This window comes from Pseudomonas sp. GR 6-02, from assembly GCF_001655615.1.
Classification (GTDB): Bacteria; Pseudomonadota; Gammaproteobacteria; order Pseudomonadales; family Pseudomonadaceae; genus Aquipseudomonas.
On the sequence record NZ_CP011567.1, the window covers coordinates 4,635,152 to 4,658,926 of the forward strand.

Genomic DNA, 23,775 nt, shown 5'->3' on the forward strand with positions numbered 1-23,775 from the left:
TGATGGTTCTTGAAGCAAAGGCTCAACTGCCGTACACCCGGCGCAGCCAGCGCGCCTTGCCGTTGAGCAGAGGCTGGAACGCCTTGCGCCGGTGCAGCACGCGGGCATTTTTGAAAATGAAGAAGTCGCCTGGTTGCAACACCACCTCTATACCCTGGGCATCGCGCAGGCACTGGCGCAGGAGCCCAAGTGCCTTTTCGCTGTCCAGGTCGAGGGCGGCCACGATGCCATCGTCAAAGCGCAGGCGATAACCGCCCTCGTCGTGCTCCAGCACCGGCAGCACCCTAGGCTGGCCATCGAAGCCCTCGTTGGAGGCAGGGGCACCAAAGGTGTAGGCAGACTTCTGCAACTGGGCGATCGCCCAGCCGGGCAGCTTTGAAAGGACATGATCCACACAAACAATGTCGGTGGAGGCGCCTTCAAAGTTGCGCACGGCGGTAAAGGCCAAGAAGTTCGGCACGGCGGTCGCGACATTTCGGCTTTGATCGGCGAAGGGCCAGTTGGGATTGTCGGTGTGCCAGAAAAACTCCACATCCGCGCCCCAAGAGCTGGTGGTGCCCGCGGCCTCCGGAACCGGAACGACGTTTCTGACCAGCTTGCCGAAGTTCTCATACTCGACTGCATGCGGCCTGACACCCAGCAGCCGCAACATGCCAAAGTGCAGCAGATCGAAGTCAAGAACACACTCGGCGTTGGGCAGGAAACCATTGCGCGGCGTCGCGACGTCCGTAGAGAGCGAAATGCCTCTGATGAGCAGCGCTTTGTGCGGGCTGTCAGGAAATGCGCGAATTGCCTCGACGATGTCCCGGCCCAACACTGTGCCGAGCCAGTCCCCGCCGACTGCTCCCACACTCTCAGCGCAGTGCGGCGTTTCGGCCAGCCTCACGCGACAGCCCTCCAGCCCGGTCAGGTCGGGATCATTGACGACCACCACCTGTACCAATGAAGCCTCCTGAACATCCATGGCCATGACGCTCATGATTTGCGGTTCAGGTATGAGGTGACCTTGGGGTCCGGCTGATGGGCGAACGCCTTGGTTCGTCGGATAAACATCCCCAACGGCAGGATCAGGTAGAGCAGAACATAATCCATAGTGCACCTTCCCTAGTGTATGAAAGAGTTAATCCAGCGGTACTGTCTCGCGCCAGTCGACCGCCTCCTCGAACTGAGGCTGCTCCGATTTATCGAGGTAGAAGTCGCCAATCGCCAGCACATCCATGTTGGTACGCATGAAGCAGCGATAGGCTTCGAACGGCGTGTTCACAATCGGCTCACCGCGCACGTTGAACGAGGTGTTGACCAATACAGGACACCCTGAACGCTGATAGAAGTGTTCAAGCAGCGCCCGGAACCGCGGGTTGCGCTCCCGGTCAACGGTCTGCACCCTTGCCGAGAAGTCCACGTGGGTGATTGCCGGCAGATCGCTACGCACCAACTTGAGCAAGTCGATCCCGGTAAGCCGCGCACTCTCCTGTGGGATCGCCTTGCGAATGCCCGTTGCAATGGGCGAGACCACCAGCATGTAGGGGCTTTCCTCGACGATGTCGAAGTAGTCTGCCGCTTTTTCCTCAAGCACCACGGGAGCGAAGGGGCGGAAGGACTCGCGGAACTTGATGCGCAGGTTCATGTTTGACTGGGTGTCCGAGCGGCGCGGATCACCCAGGATCGAACGGCTGCCAAGCGATCGCGGACCGAACTCCATTCGCCCCTGGAACCAGCCGATGACCCCGCCGTCCTCGATGCTGGTGCTCACCCGCTGGTCGAGCTCTTCCGGCGAAAGCCTGTGAAAAACAGCGCCGCAGGCTTCCAGTTCGTCCCTGATCTGCTCTTCGCTGTACTCCGGCCCAAGCAATGCTCCGCTCATGCCATCACGCACGCCAGCCGGCAGTTCGCGGCTTGCTACGCCGCGATACTTGCGGTCAGTCAGCAGCGCGGCGCCCAGCGAGCCACCCGCATCGCCAGCCGCCGGTTGCACCCACAGACGGTCGAATATCCGCTCACGCGAGATCACGCCGTTGGCTACGCAGTTGAGGGCAACGCCCCCGGCCATGCACAGTGCGGTCTCGCCAGTGAGCTCACGGGCGGTCTTGGCCAGGCGCGAAACGACGATCTCCGTGACTTTCTGCACCGATGCGGCCAAATCGAACTCGCGATCGGTAAGGGGGGCCTCGGGCAAGCGCCGGGGGCCACCGAACAGCTGCTCAAAGGCATCGCCCGTCATGACCTGGCCTTTGATGAACTCAAACTTGGTCCAGTCGAGCCTGAAGCTGCCATCGGGCTTCACATCGATCAGATGCGAGAGGATCGTGTCGACGTAATGAGGCTTGCCATATGGCGCAAGCCCCATGAGTTTGTATTCGCCGGAGTCCACCTTGAAGCCGCAGAAATAGGTGAAGGCCGAATAAAGCAGGCCCAGCGAATGGGGAAAGGACAACTCGGCAACCAGCTTGATACCTTCTGGCCTGCCGTGCCAGATGGTGGTCGTCGCCCACTCGCCGACACTGTCGATACACAGGATCGCGGCGCTCTCGAAAGGACTGGGGAAAAATGCCGATGCAGCGTGGGACTCGTGGTGACCATGCACTTCGATTCGGCGACCGTCCCGGTCTCCCATCGCTCTGAGATGACGCACGACCTCACGGTCCATCCGGCGCTTGGTTGATAGCCATTCGCCAAGCACCGGTGCGTAGGTGCGCGCTGCCGAAAGCCCGGCCACGGCGGCCGTCGAGAGTACCCGACGGAACTTCAGTGCCGGGTCTTCGTAATAGGCGACATGGTCGACATCGGCCAGGTTTATACCTGCGTTACTCAGGACGTACTCGATGGCCTTGCGTGGGAAACCCGGGTCATGCCTTATCCGGCTGAAACGCTCTTCCTGGGCCGCGGCAACGATCTTGCCGTCCACTACCAGAGTGGCCGCGCTGTCGTGATAAAAGGCAGAGATGCCAAGCGTAATCGTCATAGCAGCGACCTCACTTTTTCGCGAAACTTATCCAGCATTGTTTGCTCCCTGGGTGGATTGAGCGCGACGAATCCATTACGGACACGCGCCCAGAGTTCATCACGGTCACTACGAGAAAAAGCACAAAGGTAGGTATCCAGACTCGCGGCAGCCCATGCCGTATGCCCGGTGGAGATGTTGTCGATGGAGTTGTGCAGATCGACGAACATCGTCGGATAGCCGTAGGCAACCAACGCCTTGTGGGTACGCCGATAACCGCCCCCTACTCCGGACAGCTCCATCGCCAGGTTCAGCCCGAGAATCTCCGGGCAGTAGGTTTGGGGATATCGCCCGATAGACAACCAGAACACGGGCAGCTCGAAGTTCTCGTCGTTGAAGCAAGCGGCGTTGGCGTATCCAGGGTCGGCGGTGGCCGGCAACTCGCCATGTACTGCCTTGAGCAGATGGCGGTAGATGACGGGATGGTTCTGCGCCTCGATTCCGTTGCCCAACTCATCGAAAAGCGTTTCGAACAGTCTGCTGCCGTACGCCGTGGAGGCTACCGCCGGGTGGGCGAACCCGGCCAGCCAGGCCCCGTCGATCATTGTCAGCGGCGCCAGGGACAGGATATCGGCGACCACCTCATCGCGAGACGGCAGCTCTTCGTCCTGCTCCAGTGCCTGGTTGGAAGCTTCATGCTGGCCCTGCAACCACTGCTGCAAGACACCGGGAGCCCAACGCTCCGGCAACGAGCAATACCCCTTGGTGACGCCACGGGCGGCCCTGGCCAGCCAGCTCTTCACGTAGTGACCGGCATAGGATTCCTCCGACGGCGTGAGCTCTATTCGCAACAGGCGCGGGTAGGCCTGTCGCGGGCTGAATCTGGCGACCAACGCTTGGGTTTCAGCGACCTCGCGAAGAGCCCCGGCGAGTTTGCCGTCGTCCTTCCATACCTGGAAAGCCGGGGTCTGCCTGGGCGCATCGGAGTAAGGCAAGCCGCAGATCCAGCGGTGAAGAATGGCAATATCGTCGCGACTGAAGATTCGGAACATCTTGCCCCGCGGCGAAATCAGGCTGGTGAGCAGTGGACTCGATTCCGGCCTGCCCGCCCGCACGTAAGCGCTGGCGGCAAGATGGTCGAGAAACTTCAAGGAGTCGTCGACTGCGAGCAAGGGCTTCATCGGCACCTTATTCAACTGAGTCTTGTCATGGTATTGACAAGCATCCAGCCGACGTCGGCTGATCAGGTGGCGCGCCGCCTCTCTCGGATCGAGCCAACGCTCAAGCACATCGAGCAGCGCTTCGTTCATCTCCTCGGCCTGTCGGCGCGCCCACAGGTAGCCTTGGCGTACCCCATCGTTTCCGGCAGCGCCCATTTGCACGAGAAATTCCCGGACTGCCGTTTCGGCGAGCACGGCAAGATCGTCGGCACTACCAGCGGGGTCGCGACGCAGATCGAGAAACTGGCGGGCGGACGGCTCGTTATGGGCGATGAACTCAAACGAGGGCAACAGCCCACAATGACGCAGGTAAAGGTTGATCCCCAGGATCTGGGCCGTCAGCGACTCCGGAAAATGCCCCAATACGAGCAGGGTCGAGGCAAAGTTGAAGGCTCCGTCCGAGATCCTTGGGTCGGCCACTGCTCGCAAGAGATCTTCGCCAGCATCTGCCAGCGCGTGCTGACGCAGCAATTCCAGGTAGCGCTGGATACGACTGGCCCCTGGCTGACCGGCCCCCACATCCGCCGCATGGATACTCAGCGCTGCCATGGCATGGCGTGCTTCATTATTCCAGCTGCCGCACACCCCATGAATCAGGTGCTGACTGCCGATCAGAAAGGGAGCCGACTCCAACGCCGCCTTGGCACGCAACGCCTGGGCATCCGCTTCGTTCCCCTCGATTGTCTGTGCCAACCTTCGGAATCCGTCGCGCAACGGCCCAAGCCGCTCGCATGCAACACTCGCCAGCCCCGCCAAAGCCGCCGGGCTGGTGAAGTCGACGTCTACCAAGTCCGTCCCATGCACCTCACCCAGGCAAGTGCGCAGGCTGACCGGCGTGAACATGCGCCTGGCCTCTCCCCCGGTCTCTGCCCCAAGGAAGCTGGAAAAGATTTGCCTATTAGTCTTCATCAGTGCATTGGATATATGGAGGAATTGTTTTTCTTCTTGGCTTTTTTCTTTTTCTTGAACAAAGAACCAAGTGCCTTGCGAATTCGCTTTAACATAGAGCCTCCTAAACTTTCATTGCAGGTATCGATGAATGGCGCGTGCTACGACATCACTGCCAAGGTCGGTAAAGTGCGCGCGATCAACGTATAACCATTCATCATCCGGACGCTCTCTAAAATCATCGATCAAACTGGCAAATCGAATACCCAAGTCATGACAACTGTTGGCCAGACTATCGGCGTAATATTCCGCGACCGTGGGGGCGGATATATCGCCATATAAATGCTGCCAGGTACCAAACCGGGAAATCTGATCAAGCTCATTAAACAGCTTCTGTTCTTCGGCACACGGCGTTCTTACCCAAGTCGCCAAGGGCTGGAGAACAAACGTAAGTTCTGCACCCAAAGAATCCGCGAGGCGTTTCCAGGTAGTCAGACAATTCATGGTGTCTTGCAGAGCGCGTACCAGAGTTTGCGAAACAGGCGGAACCTCAGTCGTTTCGGCCGGCCATTTTGGAAGTTTTCCAGGCGGCAGTTCTGCACCATTTTCCTCAGCAATTTCATCAAACTTTTCGTAATAGTCACCGCAGAAGTAGAACGGTGGCAGATCACCTCGAATGAACTCAGGAAGACGCGCCATGACCAGAGTATTGAAGCCGCCCATGATCACGATGCGTCGCACTTTGGGCAGTCGATGAGCATGCAGCACGAACAGCATCAATTCCTGGGTCGCATTAAAGGTATGCCCCGCGAAATTCAGCCATGGCGTAGCATCGGGATCATGCGTGGACAGGCGGCTCGCTACCGAGGCGGCATCACTGGAAGCCCCGTAACCCAAGGCTGACGAGGCCCCGACCAGTAAATTCACCTCTGATAGCGTGCTGGCCTCGAGGGTGCCGACACTGACCGGCCGACCTTGCGCATCATAGGCCAGGCGAAATCCGAGCCGATCGGTATTGATCGCTTCCGAACGGTAATCGGCGGCATTGAAACCCATCACATAAGGCAAGTACTGGGAACGACTGCGACTGGCGAATTGATCGTAGGTGAGCATCTGGGGTGTTAACTTCACACGTTCCAGACTGGGATCATCCAGCGCGGTGCGCTTGCGTCTTTTAAACATGGCCAAGCCACTCCTTTAGCGAGAATCGGAATTCCATTTGATCAGCCAACTTTTTTTGGGACGAACGTCTATTTCGATTATTCAATATCGAAAGTGCGAACCTGCCAATAACGGCCCACAGCAAGCCAGGCACCATAAGTTTGGGATATCAACAATCCAAACTGTTAGATGCATGAAGGTCGAGATTAATTAAAACCGTGCGCGAGCAAAATAATTCACAGCACAATGCGACGAGGCGGGAAATTCAGTGATGATTTTTGCGAGGTGCAATTTGAAGGTATTGCAGACTGCAATACGCTGATACGGATAGCTTCCATGCATTGTATCTTCCTTTTTACTTTTATTCTTTTTGGCCCATCCGAGGGGCTCATGCGATCGATTCTAGACATTGGATCCCAAATGTCAAATGAAGCACCTGCATTTTATCCAAGAAAAAATATTCATGAAAAGGCGCGTAAATCAACAAACCCTATGAATGCCCGGTCAAGTTGCCTGACGACACCCTGCTGCTGACCGTGTCGCTGATTCTGGTGTCGTCGCTGTTTGCTTTTGCAATGTCAACATGAAGAGCTAGGACAACTCCTTCCAGGGCTTCGCCGCCACGTAGAACGTGGTTGCACTGTGCCTTTACATTATCGACCCGTCGCCGTCGCGTACGCCGGCTCCTGAGCACCTTCCTCCAAAACACCCCCATAGAGTGAGTCGCGTCTGCACCGTCCAAGGCCTTCCAGGCCAAGGACGGTAAGGCGGCTCCGCTTAGGTGAACAGCATCACCCTGAAAAGCGGGGTTTTTATCGCCCGATATTTCTCTTTTAGCCGCCATTGCCTAAGCACCAACCGATATAACGGTTATAACTCGAAGCCGGAAATATTTTAAAAACAGTCCTTTACAGCAAAATAATGACACTACACTTCAACTCAAGCGGCTTGATCCGCTTACGGCGAGCCTGATTCGATCCACAGCTGCCAAGGCCTCTTCAGGTATCGCCGACCACTTGATGTTTCGAGGGTTTTATGGGTATCGCTGCCAGCGAACTGTGCCGTTATGTGATCCGTCCGACATTGATCTACCTCGGACGCCATAGCGCGACTGCCGAATCCCTGCTGCTGGGCATCGCCGCCAGTCAGTCAGCCCTTGGTTCAGCCCTGCATGACCGCCGTGGACACGGCTTGTACCGGATCGCCGAGCCCCGCCACCAGGCCCTCTGGGATCACTACCTGGCCCTGGACCCGGAGCGGGCGAGCCTGGTTCGCGGCCTGGCCAGCCAGCATGCTTTTCTCAGCGGGCCGCACCTGGAATTGACCGTCAACCTGCGTTATGCCACAGCCATCGCCTGGCTGCTGGTAGAAGAACAGAACACTCCCCTCCCCGCCTCCGATGACTTGCTGGGAATGGCCCGAATCTGGCGCCAGACCTTCCAGCCCCAAGGTCGTTTGCGAGACTTCACCTACGCCTGGCAAACCTGTGTTTCATCGTTGAATCAGGTCGCCTGCTGATTCACCCATTTCAGAAGATCGCCCAACAGGTCGCGATTTTGGTCGGATTGTCCTACAAAACCGCTCTAAATCAAGCAATACAGGCTATGGCGCCCGGACGAAAATGTTGGTAATTTTCGCTCCGGTGATCACCAGGAGTTCTAATAATGAAAAAAGTAATGCTCAAAACCACCCTTAGCCTCGCCGTTGCCTTGGCATCCACCCAGATCTTCGCCAGTGGCTTTGCCCTCAACGAACAAAGCATCAGCGGGATGGGGACAGGTTTTGCCGGGCGATCTTCTTCTGCCGACGACGCATCCACTGTTTTTGGTAACCCTGCCGGCATGTCTCGCCTCAAGCGCGAACAAGTGACCGGCGGTGTTGCATTTATCGACGCGCACGCTGACATCAGTGATGCCAGCTCCAGCCCGAATGGTGGTACCAACAAAGGTGACATGGTCCCTTTCATGGGCGTGCCCATGGGCTACTACGTAAAGCCACTCGATGACCAGTGGGCAGTCGGTTTCGGCGTCTATGCTCCATTCGGTCTGGTGACCGACTACGAGAACGGCTTCGCCGGCCGTTACTTCGGCAGTAAAAGCGAAGTCAAAATCGTGACTCTCCAGCCAACCATCAGCTATGCCTTCAACGACAAGGTGTCGATCGGTTTCGGTCCGACCATCAACCGCATTGACGGCACCCTGGAATCGAACCTGTCACTAAACCCGCGCGCAGCGGACGGTAACGTCAAGATCAAAGGTGACGACACCGCGCTGGGGTACAACATCGGCATCTTGGTACAAGCGACCGACAGCACTCGCGTTGGCCTGACCTACCACTCGAAAGTGAAGTACAAGCTCGAAGGTGACACCAAGGTCAACTACAGCCTCCTCGGGGCTCTGGGTCAGAACCCTAACCAGAAGTACGATGCATCCCTGGACATAACGACTCCTGAGTCGGTTGATATCTCGCTCACTCACCAACTGGATGACAAGTGGACCCTCTACGCGGGCAGCACCTGGACTCGCTGGAGCCGCCTGAAAGAAATCAGCGTCGAAAACAGCGGCGTCCCTGCAGCCCTGAACAGCCGGTTTGGTACCATCACCGAAGAACAGAACTGGCATGACACCTGGGCTCACGCCATCGGTGCTTCGTACCAGTTGAACAAACAATGGGTTCTGCGTACCGGTCTATCCGTCGACCAGGCACCAACCAACAACGAAAACCGCTCCCCGCGCATTCCGACTGGCGATCGCAAGATTTTCAGCCTGGGCGCGGGCTGGAGTCCGACCGACGACCTGACCATCGACGTAGCGTACTCGTACCTGCGCGAAGAGTCGGTCAAGGTCAACAACAGCAACGGCCGCCAGAGCTACAACGCCAAGTATGAAAACTGGGCAAACGGTTTCGGTGTAGGCGCGACCTACCGTTTCTGATCATTCACGGCGAACCTGAACCCCTCGCCGCCTGAATTGAAAAAGCCCCGCACTCTTGTACAGAGGCGGGGCTTTTTAGTGCGCGTCGATCAGGGCTTCGAGGCCAGGGCTTTCTCCACCGCCTCGATGAACTCGGGATTGTCGGGCTTGGTCAGGCTGGAGAAATTGGCGATCACGTTGCCTTGGCGATCGACCACGTATTTGTAGAAATTCCACTTCGGCGAACTGCTTTGTTCGGCAAGGACCTTGAACAAATGCGTGGCGTCATCGCCGCGGACTTTCTGCGGTTCGGTCATGGTGAAGGTCACGCCGTAATTCACATAACAGACCTTGGCAGTCTCTGCACCATCCTTGGACTCTTGCCTGAAGTCATTGGATGGAACACCGACCACCTCAAGCCCTTGATCCTTGTAGCGCTGATACAGCGCCTCAAGACCTTTGAACTGCGGGGCGAAGCCACAGAAGCTTGCGGTATTGACCACCACCAACGGTTTGCCGGCGAAGCGCTGGCACAAATCGATGGATTCCTTGGCGCGCAGCTTCGGCAATGAGCCTTGCAACAGCTCCGGGCATTCTGCTGCCTGAGCCAGCCCGGAAAAAAACATCAGCAACGCAGGAACTGCAAGCCAGCGCATCGGCATGTCGGTGCATCCTTGAGCAATCGTCAGAACGCGAAACTACTCGCCTTCGCCGCTCGCTAGCAAGCAGCTCGCTAGCAAGCACCCATGCCCAGCTGCATCAATGCCAGCCCACCCTGATGCCAGCCCCACCAAACCAGGGCCAGCAGCAATACGCCGACGGCGATGGCTGCCATCCGCGGCCAAAGACTGTTCATGCGGCACTCACCTGGGTTTGCAGGCGCGCCACCGGCTGCTCCCGTACTGGCCAGTTCAGGGCTGCGGCCATCAGACTCAAGAGAATCGCCACCTGCCAGATCAAGTCGTAGCTCCCGGTTCGGTCATACACCACCCCGCCCAACCAGCCGCCGAGGAACGAGCCCAACTGGTGGAACAGGAAAACAATCCCGCCGAGCATGGACAGATTTCGGACACCAAACAAGGTTGCCACCGTGCCGTTGGTCAAGGGCACCGTCGACAGCCAGAGGAAACCCATGGCCATGCCGAACAAATAGGCCGTGACCTGAGTGACGGGTGCCCAGAGGAACAGTGCAATCACCACCGCCCGCAACAGATACAGAGCGGTGAGCAAGCGCGGTTTGGACATCCGTCCGCCGAGCCAGCCTGCGGTATAGGTACCGAAGATATTGAACAGCCCGATCAGCGCCAGCACCGTGGTGCCGACGGAGGCTGGCAGGTGTTGATCCACTAGATACGCCGGCAAGTGCACACCGATGAACACCACTTGAAAACCGCAGACAAAAAAGCCGAACGCCAACAACCAGAACCCTGAATGGGAGCAGGCTTCGTGTAGCGCTTCAGAGAGGGTTTGCTCATGCCCGAGCACCGGCAACGGCTTGTCTTTAAGCATGCTCACCAGCGGCACGATCAGCGCCACCAGCAGGCCCAGCACCAGCAATGCCGCAGACCAGCCCAGCCAGCCGATCAGCCCCAGCGTGCCGGGCAACATGGCGAATTGACCGAAGGAACCGGCAGCACTGGCGATCCCCATGCCCATACTGCGTTTTTCCGGTGGTACGGCACGGCCGACCACGCCAAGGATCACCGAGAACGAGGTGCCGGACAGACCGATACCGATCAACAACCCGGCGCTCAAGGACAAGGTCACCGCCGAATCGGACAACCCCATGAACATCAGGCCCAGGGCGTACAGAACACCACCGATCAACACCACCTTTGCGGCGCCAAAGCGGTCGGCCAATGCGCCGGTGAATGGCTGCGCCAGGCCCCAGATCAGGTTCTGCAGGGCAATGGCGAAGGCAAACACTTCGCGACCCCAGCCGAATTCGGCACTCATCGGCGCCAGAAACAACCCGAAGCCGTGTCGCACCCCCAGGGACAACGCCAGAATCAGCGCACTGCCCAACAGCACCCAACCGCACGTACGCCACATCGATGTCATTGTTGTTCTCCGGTAGCGGGTATATACCCGCTTAAGATCGAAAAAACTGGCCTCAAGCCAGTTCGTCCAGCAGTTTCAGCAAGGTTTCACGCTTCTCGGCACCCAGACGGTCGATCAACCGCTGTTGCGCCGCTTCCCAGGCCGGCAAGGCCGCTGCCAGACGTTCGCGCCCTGTCTCGGTGAGCAGGACGATGCGATTGCGCATGTCTTCGCCCTCGACCAGTGTCACCAGACCTTCACCTTCCAGCACCCGTAGATTGCGCCCCAGGGTGCTGCGATCCAGGCCCATGGCCTCGGCCAGTGTCGAGATGCTCGGCTGATCCAGACGCTGCAGGTTGCACAGCAGAGAATACTGGGCAACGTTGATCCCGAAGCCGTCGAGCGCGCCGTCGTAATGCCTGCTGACGCCACGAGCGGCGCGACGCAGGTTAGTGCACAAACATTGAGAAGGAAGCATGGTGCGTGTATATACCCGCGGTTAAATGAAAGCAAATATTTCGACACATTTTACCTGTAAGAACGAGCAGCGCCGCGATCCGACTTGCCCGCTCCCCCACAGGAATTCACAGCAGCGCCAACCCCACCAGCAGCGCCACTTCCAGCAATTCCAGCAACGCCCCGGCAGTGTCGCCAGTCGTCCCGCCCAATCGTCGCATCATGACTTGCCGCAACCAGACAAACACCACAGCTGCCAGCGCAAGCGCCCACACACCGCTGAGGCCCGCGATCAACACACAGGCCACCGCACTGATCACCAACACCTGTTTCCCGGCCAAACGCGGCAGATGATCGGCCAGCGCCTGCCCCAATCCACCGGGACGCACGTAAGGTGTGGTCAGGAATAATCCCAACAGCGCGCTGCGGGCAATCAGTGGAACGATGATCAACACCACGCTGTGCTGCTGCTCGATCAACGCCAGCAACGCGGCGAACTTGAGCAGCAACACCAGCACCAGCGTCACCACCGCGATCGGCCCACTGCGTGGGTCTTTCATGATCGTGAGAGTGCGCTCACGGTCGCCATAACCACCGAGCCACGCATCGGCGCTATCGGCCAGGCCATCCAGGTGCAACGCTCCGCTGAGCAACACCCACACAGTCAATAACAGTGCGGCATGAAGCAACAACGGCGCGCCCTGCAACAGCCCGTTCAACGCCCACAGAATGGCACCGAACAGCACGCCGACCAGCGGATAAAACAGCAGCGACCGGCCCAATTCCTCGGGCGTTGGCATGCCCGGCAGGCGAATCGGCAGGCTGCTGAGAAATTGCAGGGCGATCCAGAACGGCAACATGATCAGATCGCTTCCCTTAACAAGGCGCCGGATTCAACCGTCAACGAGAACAACGCGCCATGGCCGACCTCAACGTTGAGCAATTGCTCACGCGGCAATCCGCGCGCTTGCGCCAGCAACAATCGCATGACGCCGCCATGACTGATCAGCAGGACCCGCTCACCCGCATAGACCGCGTGTAACCGCTCAACGGCCGCCAACACCCGCGTCGAAAAGTCGGCAACCGGCTCACCATCAGGCGGCGTAAACGAATAGGGATCGGCCCAGAACAAGCCCAATGCCTCGGCACTGGTTTCCATCAGCGCCGCGGCGCTCTGTCCTTCCCAGACGCCGAAGTGCAGCTCTTGCAGATCCTTTTCCAGCTGCACCGGCAGCCCCAATTGCGCCCCAAGCTCTTCAGCAAAGCGTGCGCAACGCTGCAACGGCGAGCTGACCAAGCGATCCCAAGGGCCCTGCTCAACCACCGCAGCGCGCATCTGCTCCCAGCCCTTGCCGGTCAGCGCGTCATCGAGGCTGCCGCGCAGGCCGCCACCGAGTTCGGTTTCGCCATGACGCAACAGGTCCAGGCGCAAGGTCATGCCGGGCGATCCGCCACTGCGGCTTCGGCGAATGTTGCCATCTGTCCGTGCAGGTCGCAGGCCAGGCGCAACAATGGCACGGCCAACGCCGCACCACTGCCCTCGCCCAACCGCAGACCGAGGTCCAGCAACGGTTCGGCGTTCAGGGTTTCCAGCACATGGCGATGACCTGGCTCGGCACCACGATGACCGAACAGCAACCACTCACGACAGGCCGGATTCAGACGCACCGCCACCAGCGCGGCGACGCTGCAAATAAACCCGTCGACCAACACCGCGACACCTTCCTGAGCACAAGCCAGGTACGCGCCAACCAGCGCAGCGATTTCGAAACCGCCGAGGTTGAACAAGGTTTGCAGCGCATCGCCACGCTGAGCACCATGCAACGCCAAGGCGCGTTCGATGACCTGGGCTTTATGGCTGACACCTGCAGCGTTCAGGCCGGTGCCCGGCCCGGCCAGGTGCACCACCGGGCAATCGAGCAAAGCACAAGCCAAGGCGCTGGCCGCCGTGGTGTTGCCGATGCCCATTTCGCCGCCGATGAACAACTGCGCGCCTGCTGCAATGGCGCGCTGCACACTGTCGCGACCAGCCTGCAAGGCGAGTTCGCCCTGGGCCTGAGTCATCGCCGGGCCCTGGACGAAATTCGCCGTGCCCGGGCCGACGTTCAGGTGACGCACACCCGGCAGATTCAATGACGGCGTAACGGTGCCGAGGTCGACTACTTCAAGGGACGCGCCCAACTGCCGCGCCAACACGCTGATCGCCGCGCCGCCGCTGACGAAGTTGTGCAGCATCTGTCCGGTGACTTCCTGCGGAAACGCCGACACCCCTTCGGCGACCACGCCATGGTCACCGGCAAAAATCGCGATCCACAGCTGATCGAGGGTCGGCTTGACCTGCCCCTGCAACCCGGCCAGTTGCACCGCCACCGCTTCGAGCTGGCCGAGGGAACCGGCAGGCTTGGTCAGTTGCTGTTGACGCGCCTGCGCCTGTTCGACCACTTGTGCATCGATTGGCTTGCACGGGTTCAGCCACCAGGTGTGAGTCATAATGCAGTTCCTTTCAAAGTCAGGGGCAGGCCGGCGACGGTCAGGACGACACGTTGGCAGCGCTCGGCCAAGGCTTGATGCAGCCAACCGGCTTCATCGACATAGCGGCGAGTCAATTCGCCCAGCGGCACGACACCCATTCCGGTCTCGTTGCTGACAAAAATGATTTCACCCGGCAACGATGCCAGGCAGTCCAGCAGGGCCTCGCGCTCGGCCGACAGGCGCTCGGCGTCGTCGAGCATCAGCAGATTGGTCAGCCACAGCGTCAGGCAATCCACCAGCACGCAACGGTCGACGCCGGCGCTTTCGCGCAGTACGCGGGCCAGCTCCAGCGGTTCCTCGATCAACGCCCATTCGGCCGGACGACGGGCACGGTGATGGGCCACCCGCTCGTTCATTTCACCGTCCAGGGGTTGGCTGGTGGCGATGTAAGTGACGTGGAGCTGACTGTCAGTCGCCAGCTTTTCAGCCAGACGACTTTTGCCGGAGCGGGCGCCGCCGAGGATCAGTTGCAGCATGGTTCATTCCTTCAAATGTGCGGTGTAGTGACGGGTCTCTTCGCGGGCAAGCCTCGCTCCTGCACGGAATATGCGTTTCCCCTGTAGGAGCGAGGCTTGCCCGCGAAGGCATCCTCAAAATCACCTCAAAAACCGCAGAGCTCACGCAACAGCGAGGTATCCAGATGCTTCTCCACCAGATCCGCCAACCGCTCGATATCGCGCTCGCGCAACCCGTGGTAATCCACCTCCTGCACCTCCTGCAAACCAGCCCAACGCAACAGTGCACTGCACGCCGCCGGTGATTCGAACAGGCCATGCAGGTACGTACCGAAAATCTGCCCATCGGCACTTTGCGCACCATCGCTGCGACCATCGTCCAGCTGCACGGCGGCGTTTTCCAGCGCCGGCCCGGTGGTCACGCCGGCATGAATTTCATAGCCGCTGACCTGCGCATCTTCCAGCGCCAGACGCCCACGTACGTTGCGCAACTGCTTCTCTTCTTCGAGCTGCGTTTCGAACGCCAGCAAACCCAAACCGGCACTGGAACCCGGCGCGCCTTCGAGGCCCAGCGGGTCATGCACCTGCTCACCGAGCATTTGCAGGCCGCCGCAGATTCCCAGCACTTTGCCGCCGTAGCGCAAGTGCCGCGCGATCGCCGAGTCCCAGCCGTTGCTCCGCAGGTACGCGAGGTCGCTGCGTACGCTTTTCGAACCCGGGAGAATCATCAGGTCGGCCGGTGGAATCGCCTGGCCAGGGCCGATGAATTGCAGGTCCACTTGCGGATGCAGGCGCAGTGGATCGAAATCGGTGTGGTTGCTGATGCGCGGCAGTACCGGCACCACCACGTTGAGTACTTGATCGGCCTTGTCGGTCTGACGTTGATCGAGGCCGTCCTCGGCCTCAAGATGCAGGTCCATCACATAAGGCAACACGCCGATCACTGGTTTGCCGGTGCGCGCTTCCAGCCAGTCCAGCCCCGGTTGCAGCAAGGCGATATCGCCGCGAAAACGGTTGATGATGAAGCCTTTGACCCGCGCCTGTTCGCTCGGCGACAGCAGCTCCAGCGTACCGACCAAATGCGCGAAAACTCCGCCGCGATTGATGTCGGCAATCAGCACCACCGGGCAGTCCACCGCCTCGGCAAACCCCATGTTGGCGATGTCGCCGGCGCGCAGGTTGATCTCGGCCGGCGAGCCCGCCCCTTCAACCATCACCAGCGGATACGCCGCGCTCAGCCGTTCATGGGAGGCCAGCACCGCCTGCATGGCGATGGCTTTGTAGTCGTGATAGGCGACCGCATTCATGGTGGTGACGGCGCGGCCATGGATGATCACTTGGGCGCCGGTATCACTGTTGGGTTTAAGCAGCACCGGGTTCATGTCGGTGTGCGGTTCAAGGTTTGAAGCCTGGGCCTGCACCGCCTGAGCGCGACCTATCTCGCCACCGTCGGCGGTCACCGCACTGTTGAGGGCCATGTTCTGCGGCTTGAACGGCACCACGCTCACGCCTTGGCGCGTGACCCAGCGACACAGTGCCGTCACCAGTGTGCTTTTACCGGCATCGGATGTGGTGCCTTGCACCATCAACGTTGTCATGGGTTTTCCTTGGCATGGATTTGCAGGGCTTGTTCGAGGCGCGACCAGTCCGCTTCATCCGCAGGTAAACCAAAACGCAGGCTGCTGTTGTGGGTGAACAACCGCAGCAGAATGCCACGCCGGGCCATGAATTCATGCAGCGCTTGGGCGCGCTCGGTGATCAGCCACTGGAACAACGCGCAACCGCCCTGAGGTTTGAAACCATACTGCTCAAGCAGCAACGCCAGACGCTCGCCAGCTTCGTCAGTGCGAATGCGCTGTCGGGTGTGCCCGTCCGTATCCGTCAGGCACGCCTGGCCCAGGACGCGGGTCGGCCCACTGACCGCCCAAGGCCCGACCTGCTCGGCCAACAGTTTGAGCAACTTGCGCTCGGCCAGCACAAACCCTAGCCGCACACCGGCCAGGCCGAAAAACTTGCCGAAGGAACGCAGCACGATCAAGCCGATCTGGTTGGTGAACGGCGCCAGACTCAAATGCGGTGTGTTGTCCATGAACGCCTCGTCCACCACCAACCAGCCACCGCGCTGGGCCAGCCGCGCATGCCAATCCAGCAGGCGGGCCGGGGTCAGGCTCAGACCCGTGGGATTGTTCGGATTGACCACCACCAGCACGTCCAGGTTGTCGAGAAAAAAATCGACTTCCGACTCCAGGACTTCACGCACGACATAACCGTTGCGACGCCAGGCTTCGGCGTGCTCGGCGTAACACGGAGACAGCACACCGACCTTGCCGGCCCGGCGCAAACGCGGCAGCAACTGAATCGCCATTTGCGAACCGGCCACGGGCAACACCTGGGCCGCACCGTAATAGTCGCAAGCGGCTTGCTCCAGACCGTCATCGTTTTCCGGCAGGCGTGCCCAGGCCCGCAGCGGGATGTCCGGAACCGGGAATGGCCAGGGCGCAAGACCACTGGACAGGTCGAGCCAATCGGCTTCGGCGATACCGTATTCAAGTGCTGCCTTGCGCAACCGGCCACCGTGTTCAAGCATAGAATTCAGCCCCCACGCAGAGAATCAGCAGCCATAACCATACCCCGCGCTGGACCAATTGCCAGCCACGGTCGATGGAATCGGCATCCGCCGGCACGCCTTCGCCCAACTGCGGACGCTGATGCAGTTCGCCGTGATAAATCGCCGCCCCGCCCAACTCGACACCCAACGCACCGGCACCAGCCGCCATCACCGGCCCGGCATTCGGGCTGTCCCAGGTCGGCCCCTGGATGCGCCAGCATTTCAGCGCCAGTCGGGTTTTGCCCAACAGCGCGTAGGTCAACGCCACCAGGCGTGCAGGAATGTAGTTGAGGACATCGTCGATCTTTGCGGCAGCCCAGCCGAAACGCTCGAAGCGTTCGTTGCGATAACCCCACATCGCATCCAGGGTGTTGCTCAGACGATAGAGCACCACACCGGGCGCACCCGCCACGGCAAACCAGAACAGCGCGGCGAACACTGCATCGCTGCCGTTCTCCAACACCGATTCGGTGGCGGCGCGGGCGACTTCGGTTTTGTCCAGTTCGCTGGTCTGGCGGCTGACCAGATAACCGACACGTGTGCGCGCCTCAACCAGATCATCGCTGCGCAGGGCCTTGGCCACCGGCTCGACATGCTCGCCGAGGCTGCGCATGCCAAGCGCGCAATAGAGCGCGAGAATCTCGACGATCCAGCCAACATAAGGTGCCCAGGACAGCGCGGTGACCAGCAAGGTCAGCGGCACGACCGCCATCACCCAGGCCGTCACCCCGTGACTGCGCCAGCCGCGGCCAGCGGAGTTGAAACGTTGTTCGATGCGATCGGCAAAACGACCGAACGCCACCAGCGGATGCCAGCGTTTGGGTTCACCCAGCAGCGCATCCAGCGCGACCGCGGCGACACTCAACAACGCCACACTCATTGACTCACTCCCCAATAATTTTCATACAGCAACTCGTTGAGCGGACGCGCTTGCGCCCAGCCTTCGAGTACCAGCATCGGCGCTGGATAGAATTCCTTGACCGGCCCCAGGCAAAGAACGGCCAAAGGCTTGGCCCCGACCGGTAAACCCAACAGGTTCGCCAAGGCTTGCGGTTCGAACAGCGACACCCAGCCCATGCCCAGGCCTTCGGCGCGGGATGCCAGCCAAAGGTTCTGGATGGCACAGGACAGCGAGGCCATGTCCATTTCCGGCAACGTACGACGGCCGAAGATATGCCGTTCGCGATCGTCCATCAGCGCAGCGACCAGCACTTCGGCGCAGTCTTGGATGCCTTCGACCTTGAGCTTCATGAATTCGTCGGAGCGCTCGCCGAGGGCTTCGGCGGTGCGGACGCGCTCTTCCTCCACCAGTTGCTGGATCTGTCCGCGCAGCGCCCGGTCGCTGATGCGGATGAACCGCCAGGGCTGCATCAGGCCGACGCTCGGCGCCTGGTGCGCGGCTTCGAGCAGGCGCCTCAGTAACTCGGGCTCGACCGTGCCGCCGCTGAAGTGGCGCATGTCACGGCGTTCGCCGATGGCTCGGTAGACCGCATCGCGTTCGGCTTCGGAAAAGGCGTTTTCTGTCATGGCCTGCTCGCGATGACGGCTTCACGATCGGGCGCCAACAACGCAGCAATCGCCGCCGGATTGGACGGAAAATAAAAGTGCACATAAGAGGCCGTCATCCGCCCCTCACGATAAACCGCCTCCGCCCCTCGCCCGCCATTGGGGCTCAGGCCACGCGCAATCGGCTCAAGCTCGGTGCTGGTCAGCGAGTGGTGATAGGTGTGCCCGCGCAGCAAACCTTCAGGCAGTTCCACCGCCTGCAAGGCCAACGCCGCCAGACGCTTCTGCATCACCGCATCACCGGTCAACAAGCCAACCAGCTCAGCGCGAGTACCCTCGACATCGGTCAACGAGTCCAGCAGGTACAGCATGCCGCCACACTCGGCCAGCAACGGTTTGCCCGCTGCGTGGTGATCGCGAATGGCGATCAGCATTGGCGTATTTTGTGACAACGCCACATGGTGCAATTCAGGGTAACCGCCCGGCAGATAAAGGCTGTCTGCCTCTGGTAATTCGCTGTCGCGGATCGGCGAGAAGAAAGACAACTCGGCGCCCATCGCCCGCAGCAGATCCAGGCTCGCGCCGTAGGTAAATGCAAAGGCTTCGTCCCGGGCCACGGCAATCCGCACACCGGCCAGCAATGGTTCGGCGGCGATCACTTCAGGCGCGGCGAATTCCACGGCAGGCGGTAAAGCCACGTCGCAACTGCTGGCCAGCGAGGCGGCGGCTGCATCGAGGCGCAGATCGAGATCATTCAATTCGCTGGCCTGTACCAGGCCGAGGTGCCGACTCGGCAATTCGATGCCGGTCTCCCGGGACAACGCGCCGTACCAGCGCAAGCCTTCTGTCAGACTGCCTTCGAGCAATTGCGCATGACGCAGGGTGCCAACCCGGTTGGCCAACACACCGGCAAACGGCAAATCCGGCTGATAGCGCGCAAGCCCCAGGGCCAGTGCGCCAAACGTCTGCGCCATCGCGGTGCCGTCAATCACGCCGAGCACCGGCACACCGAAATGCCGCGCCAGGTCGGCACTGGACGGCGTACCGTCGAACAACCCCATGACGCCTTCGATGAGAATCAGGTCAGCTTCGCCAGCGGCTTCCCACAACAGGCGACGACTTTCCTGCTCGCCAACCATCCACATGTCCAGCTGATAGACCGGCGCACCGCTGGCGCGCTCGAGAATCATCGGATCGAGAAAGTCCGGGCCGCATTTGAACACGCGCACCTTGCGCCCCTGATTGCGATGCAAACGGGCGAGCGCGGCGGTGACGGTGGTCTTGCCCTGACCGGAGGCCGGCGCGGCAATCAGTACCGCCGGGCATTGACGTGGTTGATTCACAACTCGACGCCTTTTTGCGCCTTGATCCCGGCCTGGAAGGCGTGCTTGATCATGCCCATTTCGGTGACGGTGTCAGCCAGTTCGATCATCTCCGGTTTGGCGGCACGGCCAGTGACCACCACATGCTGCATCGGCGGACGGGCCTGCAAGTCGCTGAGCACCTGATCGAGATCGAGGTAACCGTGCTTGAGGGCGATGTTCAATTCATCGAGTACCACCAGGCCAATCGACGGATCGCTCAGCAGTTCGCGGGACACCGCCCACGCAGCTTCGGCGGCGGCGATGTCACGCTGGCGGTCCTGGGTTTCCCAGGTGAAGCCCTCGCCCATCACATGAAAACGCACCTGCTCCGGGAAACGCCGGAAGAACAGCTCCTCGCCGGTGCTGCTGCGCCCCTTGATGAACTGCACCACACCGCATTGCATGCCGTGGCCCATGGAGCGCGCAAGCATGCCGAACGCCGAACTGCTTTTGCCTTTACCGTTGCCGCTCAGCACCAGCAGCAGGCCGCATTCATTCGGCGAATTGGCGATGCGTTCGTCGATCACGGCTTTTTTGCGCAGCATGCGCGCCAGATGGCGTTCGTCACGATCGGGGGTATCAGTCATGGGGGAGCTCTCCGTTGAGGCTGGATAACGGCGGGCAGGCACAAGAATAGACGGCAAGAAGCCTGGCATCGCCCACCGTGATGCCGCTGAATGGATCAGGCCGGTCTCCGGGCTCATGAGCGGCCTCAAGGCCAACTGCGCGCCTTCCCATGTCGACAGTCGACACAGTGGCTCAAGGCACAGTCTTCACTCATTTACCGTTGCGGGGGCAGCGCCGGGATCGTGATCATTCTTCGCTGGAAGAAATCCACTCACCGGCTTCCCTGTTTCACTCTGTCGACCAAGGCCACAGAGCACCTGAAACAAGCCGCGAAGGTTAGAGGGTTGGGGGTGGAGCGTCAATTAAAGACGGGACGCCTTCCGGCGAATAACTGCCGCTGATCAATTATCTGACGCCAATCTTGTGCCACACCGCCAGCAGTGATATCAAAGAGCCACAACCTCATAACACAATAACAAGGGTGAGCCACATGCAAGGCATGATCATCAGCAATCCGAAGCTGGAATTCCTGCGCCCGGTGCTGGAACGCTGGTTTGACTGTATCGACCGCTACAACGCCGTGCGCGGCGATAACGATACGCCTTACTGGTACGACGAAAACGCCAACCTCGGCCTGCTCTCTGCCGCAGCCTGGATGGCGGAAATGGTCACGCTGCAGCAAACACCGTCGCGCAAACAGACCGAAGAAGGCGAACGCAACGCCCGCGCCGATCTGTTTATCGCCACCAGCGAAGAACGCGCGTACCTGCAGGCCACCCAGCGCTGGCCGCGGGTCAACAACCTGAACCTGACCCAGGCACTGGCGGACATCACCAGCGACGCGAAGCGCATCAGCTACGCCAGCGACCTGAAACTCGGCTGCCTGTTTGTCGCCCCACAAAAAGCCCAGCACAGCGCCACCCCGGAAGAACTCCAGGACATGCTCGACGACCTGCAAAAGGAGCACACCTGCGCCGTGGCCTGGTATTTCCCTTACGCCTACCGCAAGTTGCGCAATGAAGCCGGCAACTACCATCCGGGGATCGCCGTGCTGTTCAAGGAGGCCCGCGGCTGACCGGTTGAACCATCGGGTGTTTACGCTTCTCTATGATTACGTCAATGCATTCATAGGGAAGATCAGTAATGCGCAAACCCCAGCTCATTCTCATCATCGCGCTCGCCGGAGGGCTCGCCGCCTGTGGTGAAACCTCCAGCCTGCAAGTCTCGGACGGCACCGGACCGTCGCCCAAGCTGCCGGAACCGAACAAAACCCTGATCCCGACGGTGAACATCGCCCCGGCGATCGGCTGGCCTCAGGGTAAAAAACCCGTCGCCGCCGCAGGCACTCAAGTAGCAGCGTTTGCCGAAAACCTCGAACACCCGCGCTGGCTCTACGTGCTGCCCAACGGCGACGTACTGGTGGCCGAAACCAACGCGCCGTCCAAATCCGATGACAGCAATGGCATTCGCGGCTGGATCATGGGCAAAGTCATGGGCCGCGCCGGGGCTGGCGTCCCCAGCCCGAACCGCATCACTCTGCTGCGGGACAAGGACCACGACGGCGTCGCCGAAACCCGCACGGTGTTCCTGGAAAACCTCAACTCGCCTTTCGGCATGACCCTGGTTGGCAAAGACCTGTATGTCGCCGACACCGACCGCTTGCTGCGTTTTCACTATGAAAACGGCGAGACAGCGATCAAGTCACAGCCAATCAAAGTGGTCGATTTGCCGGGCGGCACGCGAAATCACCACTGGACCAAAAACGTCATCGCCAGCAAGGACGGCAGCAAGCTGTACGTCACCGTGGGCTCGAACAGCAACGTTGGTGAAAACGGCATGGATCAGGAGGAAGGTCGCGCGGCGATCTGGGAAGTCGATCGCGCCACCGGCAACCATCGAATCTTCGCCTCGGGGATTCGCAACCCGAACGGCCTGGCCTGGGAGCCACAAAGCGGCGCACTGTGGACCGCAGTCAACGAGCGTGACGAAATCGGCAGCGACCTGGTGCCGGACTACATCACTTCAGTGAAGGACGGCGGGTTCTATGGCTGGCCTTACAGCTATTACGGGCAACATGTCGATGTTCGCGTCGAGCCACAAAACCCTGATCTGGTCGCCAAGGCCATTGCACCGGACTACGCGGTGGGGCCCCATACCGCGTCGCTGGGCCTGACGTTCGCCGAAGGCAGCAAGTTGCCCGCGCCGTTCACCCAAGGCGCCTTCATCGGCCAGCATGGCTCGTGGAACCGTAAACCGCACAGCGGCTACAAAGTAATTTTCGTGCCGTTCAGCGCCGGCAAACCGAGCGGACAGCCGCTGGATGTGCTTACCGGCTTCCTCAACGACGAGGGAAAAGCCATGGGGCGGCCGGTGGGCGTGGTGATCGATCAGCAGGGCGGCTTGTTGGTGGCGGATGATGTGGGGAACAAGATTTGGCGCGTTTCCGCGGCCAAGTAAAGTCTGTCCGTAGGAGCGAGGCTTGCCCGCGAAAGCGGTGTGTCAGTCGATATCAATGTTGACTGTGCTGCCGCCTTCGCGGGCAAGCCTCGCTCCTACAACTCCGCCAGAGCGATCATGACAAACCCCTAGGGATTATGTGCCAAGTGCTCGGGCTGCAGGACGCGCTTGGCGCTCAGGTAGGCTTTCTGCCAGTAAGCCTTGGACAAGCTGTCCAGCTTGACCGTGCCGCCCGTGGCTGGTGCATGGACGAAGCGCCCTTCGCCGACATAGATCCCGGCATGGCTGACCTGGGAGCCACCATTGGTGGCAAAGAAAATCAGGTCGCCGGTTTGCAGGCCTTCCTTGCCGACGTCGGGAGCCTGCATGCCGATCATCTCGCGTGTGGACCGCGGCAAGGAAATGCCTGCGACATCGCGATAGACGTAACCGATCAAACCGCTGCAATCGAACCCGGAATCCGGCGTGTTGCCGCCCCAACGATAAGGCGTCCCCACCAGACCGAGCGCGCGAAACAGCACGTCTTCTGCCGCAGGGGAAAAGGCTTGGGGAGAACCGAAAACAATCGGTGCGCGAACCACCGGCGCAGGTGGCGGTGTGCGGCTGGCGCAGGCGCTGAGCAGCGCTGCGAAGAACATGAGTGCGAGGCGGGCCGACATCGTCATAAA

General features: G+C 60.2%; 23 protein-coding genes, 1 pseudogene and 1 riboswitch. Of the genes and pseudogenes, 5 read left to right on the plus strand and 19 right to left on the minus strand.

Going from position 1 to position 23,775, the window contains the following annotated elements; translation table 11 throughout:
- Positions 1–22: 22 nt before the first annotated feature.
- The 4 genes from PGR6_RS20290 to PGR6_RS20305 form a co-directional block, all read right to left on the minus strand.
- Positions 23–979 carry a TauD/TfdA family dioxygenase gene (locus PGR6_RS20290; RefSeq protein WP_064619327.1) on the minus strand — a complete coding sequence of 319 codons (957 nt, stop codon included), beginning with the start codon at positions 977–979 and terminating at the stop codon, positions 23–25.
- Positions 980–1,120: 141 nt separating this feature from the next.
- On the minus strand, positions 1,121–2,962 hold the full coding sequence (locus tag PGR6_RS20295; protein ID WP_064619329.1) for a carbamoyltransferase family protein: 1,842 nt from the start codon (positions 2,960–2,962) through the stop codon (positions 1,121–1,123).
- On the minus strand, positions 2,959–5,004 hold the full coding sequence (locus PGR6_RS20300; protein WP_064619333.1) for an iron-containing redox enzyme family protein: 2,046 nt from the start codon (positions 5,002–5,004) through the stop codon (positions 2,959–2,961). Before PGR6_RS20300 ends, PGR6_RS20295 begins: the two co-directional genes overlap by 4 nt.
- Before the next feature lie 177 nt (positions 5,005–5,181).
- Positions 5,182–6,231, minus strand: coding sequence for a hypothetical protein (locus tag PGR6_RS20305; protein ID WP_064619336.1), 1,050 nt, complete (start codon positions 6,229–6,231; stop codon positions 5,182–5,184).
- A gap of 482 nt (positions 6,232–6,713) precedes the next feature.
- Here PGR6_RS20305 and PGR6_RS30015 point away from each other — a divergent pair.
- The 3 genes and pseudogenes from PGR6_RS30015 to PGR6_RS20315 all read left to right on the plus strand — a co-directional run.
- Positions 6,714–6,835: pseudogene (locus PGR6_RS30015) on the plus strand (phosphatidylcholine/phosphatidylserine synthase); the annotation flags it as partial.
- Positions 6,836–7,245: 410 nt separating this feature from the next.
- Positions 7,246–7,728: a hypothetical protein gene (locus PGR6_RS20310; RefSeq protein WP_007936111.1), complete on the plus strand. Its 483-nt coding sequence runs from the start codon at positions 7,246–7,248 to the stop codon at positions 7,726–7,728.
- A gap of 146 nt (positions 7,729–7,874) precedes the next feature.
- A complete protein-coding gene (locus PGR6_RS20315) occupies positions 7,875–9,143 on the plus strand; it encodes an OmpP1/FadL family transporter (RefSeq protein WP_064619339.1) in 1,269 nt (422 codons plus the stop codon).
- Between the two features lie 89 nt (positions 9,144–9,232).
- Here PGR6_RS20315 and PGR6_RS20320 read toward each other — a convergent pair whose 3' ends face one another.
- The 14 genes from PGR6_RS20320 to cobO all read right to left on the minus strand — a co-directional run bounded on the left by PGR6_RS20320 (position 9,233) and on the right by cobO (position 20,670).
- Positions 9,233–9,784: a glutathione peroxidase gene (locus tag PGR6_RS20320; protein ID WP_018925139.1), complete on the minus strand. Its 552-nt coding sequence runs from the start codon at positions 9,782–9,784 to the stop codon at positions 9,233–9,235.
- 71 nt (positions 9,785–9,855) lie between these two features.
- Positions 9,856–9,978, minus strand: a complete 123-nt coding sequence (locus PGR6_RS30550) for a hypothetical protein (RefSeq protein WP_007936107.1) — start codon at positions 9,976–9,978, stop codon at positions 9,856–9,858.
- Entirely contained in the window at positions 9,975–11,183 is a 1,209-nt protein-coding gene (locus PGR6_RS20325; protein ID WP_064619342.1) for an MFS transporter, read from the minus strand. The genes PGR6_RS30550 and PGR6_RS20325 overlap by 4 nt, the downstream gene beginning before the upstream one ends.
- A 52-nt stretch (positions 11,184–11,235) precedes the next feature.
- On the minus strand, positions 11,236–11,640 hold the full coding sequence (locus PGR6_RS20330) for a MarR family winged helix-turn-helix transcriptional regulator (protein ID WP_007898923.1): 405 nt from the start codon (positions 11,638–11,640) through the stop codon (positions 11,236–11,238).
- Positions 11,641–11,746: 106 nt separating this feature from the next.
- On the minus strand, positions 11,747–12,478 hold the full coding sequence (locus PGR6_RS20335; protein ID WP_064619345.1) for an adenosylcobinamide-GDP ribazoletransferase: 732 nt from the start codon (positions 12,476–12,478) through the stop codon (positions 11,747–11,749).
- 2 nt (positions 12,479–12,480) lie between these two features.
- On the minus strand, positions 12,481–13,056 hold the full coding sequence (gene cobC, locus PGR6_RS20340) for an alpha-ribazole phosphatase family protein (protein ID WP_064619348.1): 576 nt from the start codon (positions 13,054–13,056) through the stop codon (positions 12,481–12,483).
- On the minus strand, positions 13,053–14,108 hold the full coding sequence (gene cobT / locus PGR6_RS20345; protein ID WP_018925134.1) for a nicotinate-nucleotide--dimethylbenzimidazole phosphoribosyltransferase: 1,056 nt from the start codon (positions 14,106–14,108) through the stop codon (positions 13,053–13,055). Before cobT ends, cobC begins: the two co-directional genes overlap by 4 nt.
- Entirely contained in the window at positions 14,105–14,626 is a 522-nt protein-coding gene (gene cobU / locus PGR6_RS20350; RefSeq protein ID WP_064619351.1) for a bifunctional adenosylcobinamide kinase/adenosylcobinamide-phosphate guanylyltransferase, read from the minus strand. Before cobU ends, cobT begins: the two co-directional genes overlap by 4 nt.
- A gap of 125 nt (positions 14,627–14,751) precedes the next feature.
- Positions 14,752–16,203: a cobyric acid synthase gene (locus tag PGR6_RS20355; RefSeq protein ID WP_018925132.1), complete on the minus strand. Its 1,452-nt coding sequence runs from the start codon at positions 16,201–16,203 to the stop codon at positions 14,752–14,754.
- The gene (gene cobD / locus PGR6_RS20360; RefSeq protein WP_064619354.1) at positions 16,200–17,192 is read right to left on the minus strand and encodes a threonine-phosphate decarboxylase CobD; all 993 of its coding nucleotides are present in this window, start codon (positions 17,190–17,192) and stop codon (positions 16,200–16,202) included. Before cobD ends, PGR6_RS20355 begins: the two co-directional genes overlap by 4 nt.
- On the minus strand, positions 17,185–18,093 hold the full coding sequence (gene cbiB, locus PGR6_RS20365) for an adenosylcobinamide-phosphate synthase CbiB (RefSeq protein WP_064619357.1): 909 nt from the start codon (positions 18,091–18,093) through the stop codon (positions 17,185–17,187). The genes cobD and cbiB overlap by 8 nt, the downstream gene beginning before the upstream one ends.
- Positions 18,090–18,740, minus strand: coding sequence for a 5,6-dimethylbenzimidazole synthase (gene bluB / locus PGR6_RS20370; RefSeq protein WP_018925129.1), 651 nt, complete (start codon positions 18,738–18,740; stop codon positions 18,090–18,092). The genes cbiB and bluB overlap by 4 nt, the downstream gene beginning before the upstream one ends.
- Entirely contained in the window at positions 18,737–20,062 is a 1,326-nt protein-coding gene (locus tag PGR6_RS20375) for a cobyrinate a,c-diamide synthase (RefSeq protein WP_064619360.1), read from the minus strand. Before PGR6_RS20375 ends, bluB begins: the two co-directional genes overlap by 4 nt.
- On the minus strand, positions 20,059–20,670 hold the full coding sequence (cobO, locus tag PGR6_RS20380) for a cob(I)yrinic acid a,c-diamide adenosyltransferase (protein ID WP_064619363.1): 612 nt from the start codon (positions 20,668–20,670) through the stop codon (positions 20,059–20,061). The genes PGR6_RS20375 and cobO overlap by 4 nt, the downstream gene beginning before the upstream one ends.
- Before the next feature lie 81 nt (positions 20,671–20,751).
- Positions 20,752–20,986: riboswitch (cobalamin riboswitch) on the minus strand.
- Positions 20,987–21,140: 154 nt separating this feature from the next.
- On the opposite strand from cobO, the gene PGR6_RS20385 reads away from it, so the two are divergent.
- Together PGR6_RS20385 and PGR6_RS20390 are read left to right on the plus strand one after the other, a co-directional pair.
- Positions 21,141–21,725 (plus strand): hypothetical protein, encoded by a 585-nt coding sequence (locus PGR6_RS20385; protein WP_018925127.1) that lies wholly within the window; start codon positions 21,141–21,143, stop codon positions 21,723–21,725.
- A gap of 68 nt (positions 21,726–21,793) precedes the next feature.
- The gene (locus PGR6_RS20390) at positions 21,794–23,107 is read left to right on the plus strand and encodes a PQQ-dependent sugar dehydrogenase (RefSeq protein WP_018925126.1); all 1,314 of its coding nucleotides are present in this window, start codon (positions 21,794–21,796) and stop codon (positions 23,105–23,107) included.
- Between the two features lie 128 nt (positions 23,108–23,235).
- Here the strand turns inward: PGR6_RS20390 and PGR6_RS20395 are convergent, their stop codons facing one another.
- Positions 23,236–23,772 (minus strand): C40 family peptidase, encoded by a 537-nt coding sequence (locus tag PGR6_RS20395; protein ID WP_064619367.1) that lies wholly within the window; start codon positions 23,770–23,772, stop codon positions 23,236–23,238.
- Between the last annotated feature and the right edge of the window lie 3 nt (positions 23,773–23,775).

What these genes read in the sequence shown, in the direction of transcription:
- PGR6_RS20290 (WP_064619327.1), bottom strand. Translation starts at nt 979, where the DNA reads ATGAGCGTCATGGCCATGGATGTTCAGGAGGCTTCATTGGTACAGGTG.
- PGR6_RS20295 (WP_064619329.1), bottom strand. Translation starts at nt 2,962, where the DNA reads ATGACGATTACGCTTGGCATCTCTGCCTTTTATCACGACAGCGCGGCC.
- PGR6_RS20300 (WP_064619333.1), bottom strand. Translation starts at nt 5,004, where the DNA reads ATGTTCACGCCGGTCAGCCTGCGCACTTGCCTGGGTGAGGTGCATGGG.
- PGR6_RS20305 (WP_064619336.1), bottom strand. Translation starts at nt 6,231, where the DNA reads ATGTTTAAAAGACGCAAGCGCACCGCGCTGGATGATCCCAGTCTGGAA.
- PGR6_RS20310 (WP_007936111.1), top strand. Translation starts at nt 7,246, where the DNA reads ATGGGTATCGCTGCCAGCGAACTGTGCCGTTATGTGATCCGTCCGACA.
- PGR6_RS20315 (WP_064619339.1), top strand. Translation starts at nt 7,875, where the DNA reads ATGAAAAAAGTAATGCTCAAAACCACCCTTAGCCTCGCCGTTGCCTTG.
- PGR6_RS20320 (WP_018925139.1), bottom strand. Translation starts at nt 9,784, where the DNA reads ATGCCGATGCGCTGGCTTGCAGTTCCTGCGTTGCTGATGTTTTTTTCC.
- PGR6_RS30550 (WP_007936107.1), bottom strand. Translation starts at nt 9,978, where the DNA reads ATGAACAGTCTTTGGCCGCGGATGGCAGCCATCGCCGTCGGCGTATTG.
- PGR6_RS20325 (WP_064619342.1), bottom strand. Translation starts at nt 11,183, where the DNA reads ATGACATCGATGTGGCGTACGTGCGGTTGGGTGCTGTTGGGCAGTGCG.
- PGR6_RS20330 (WP_007898923.1), bottom strand. Translation starts at nt 11,640, where the DNA reads ATGCTTCCTTCTCAATGTTTGTGCACTAACCTGCGTCGCGCCGCTCGT.
- PGR6_RS20335 (WP_064619345.1), bottom strand. Translation starts at nt 12,478, where the DNA reads ATGTTGCCGTTCTGGATCGCCCTGCAATTTCTCAGCAGCCTGCCGATT.
- cobC (WP_064619348.1), bottom strand. Translation starts at nt 13,056, where the DNA reads ATGACCTTGCGCCTGGACCTGTTGCGTCATGGCGAAACCGAACTCGGT.
- cobT (WP_018925134.1), bottom strand. Translation starts at nt 14,108, where the DNA reads ATGACTCACACCTGGTGGCTGAACCCGTGCAAGCCAATCGATGCACAA.
- cobU (WP_064619351.1), bottom strand. Translation starts at nt 14,626, where the DNA reads ATGCTGCAACTGATCCTCGGCGGCGCCCGCTCCGGCAAAAGTCGTCTG.
- PGR6_RS20355 (WP_018925132.1), bottom strand. Translation starts at nt 16,203, where the DNA reads ATGACAACGTTGATGGTGCAAGGCACCACATCCGATGCCGGTAAAAGC.
- cobD (WP_064619354.1), bottom strand. Translation starts at nt 17,192, where the DNA reads ATGCTTGAACACGGTGGCCGGTTGCGCAAGGCAGCACTTGAATACGGT.
- cbiB (WP_064619357.1), bottom strand. Translation starts at nt 18,093, where the DNA reads ATGAGTGTGGCGTTGTTGAGTGTCGCCGCGGTCGCGCTGGATGCGCTG.
- bluB (WP_018925129.1), bottom strand. Translation starts at nt 18,740, where the DNA reads ATGACAGAAAACGCCTTTTCCGAAGCCGAACGCGATGCGGTCTACCGA.
- cobO (WP_064619363.1), bottom strand. Translation starts at nt 20,670, where the DNA reads ATGACTGATACCCCCGATCGTGACGAACGCCATCTGGCGCGCATGCTG.
- PGR6_RS20385 (WP_018925127.1), top strand. Translation starts at nt 21,141, where the DNA reads ATGCAAGGCATGATCATCAGCAATCCGAAGCTGGAATTCCTGCGCCCG.
- PGR6_RS20390 (WP_018925126.1), top strand. Translation starts at nt 21,794, where the DNA reads ATGCGCAAACCCCAGCTCATTCTCATCATCGCGCTCGCCGGAGGGCTC.
- PGR6_RS20395 (WP_064619367.1), bottom strand. Translation starts at nt 23,772, where the DNA reads ATGACGATGTCGGCCCGCCTCGCACTCATGTTCTTCGCAGCGCTGCTC.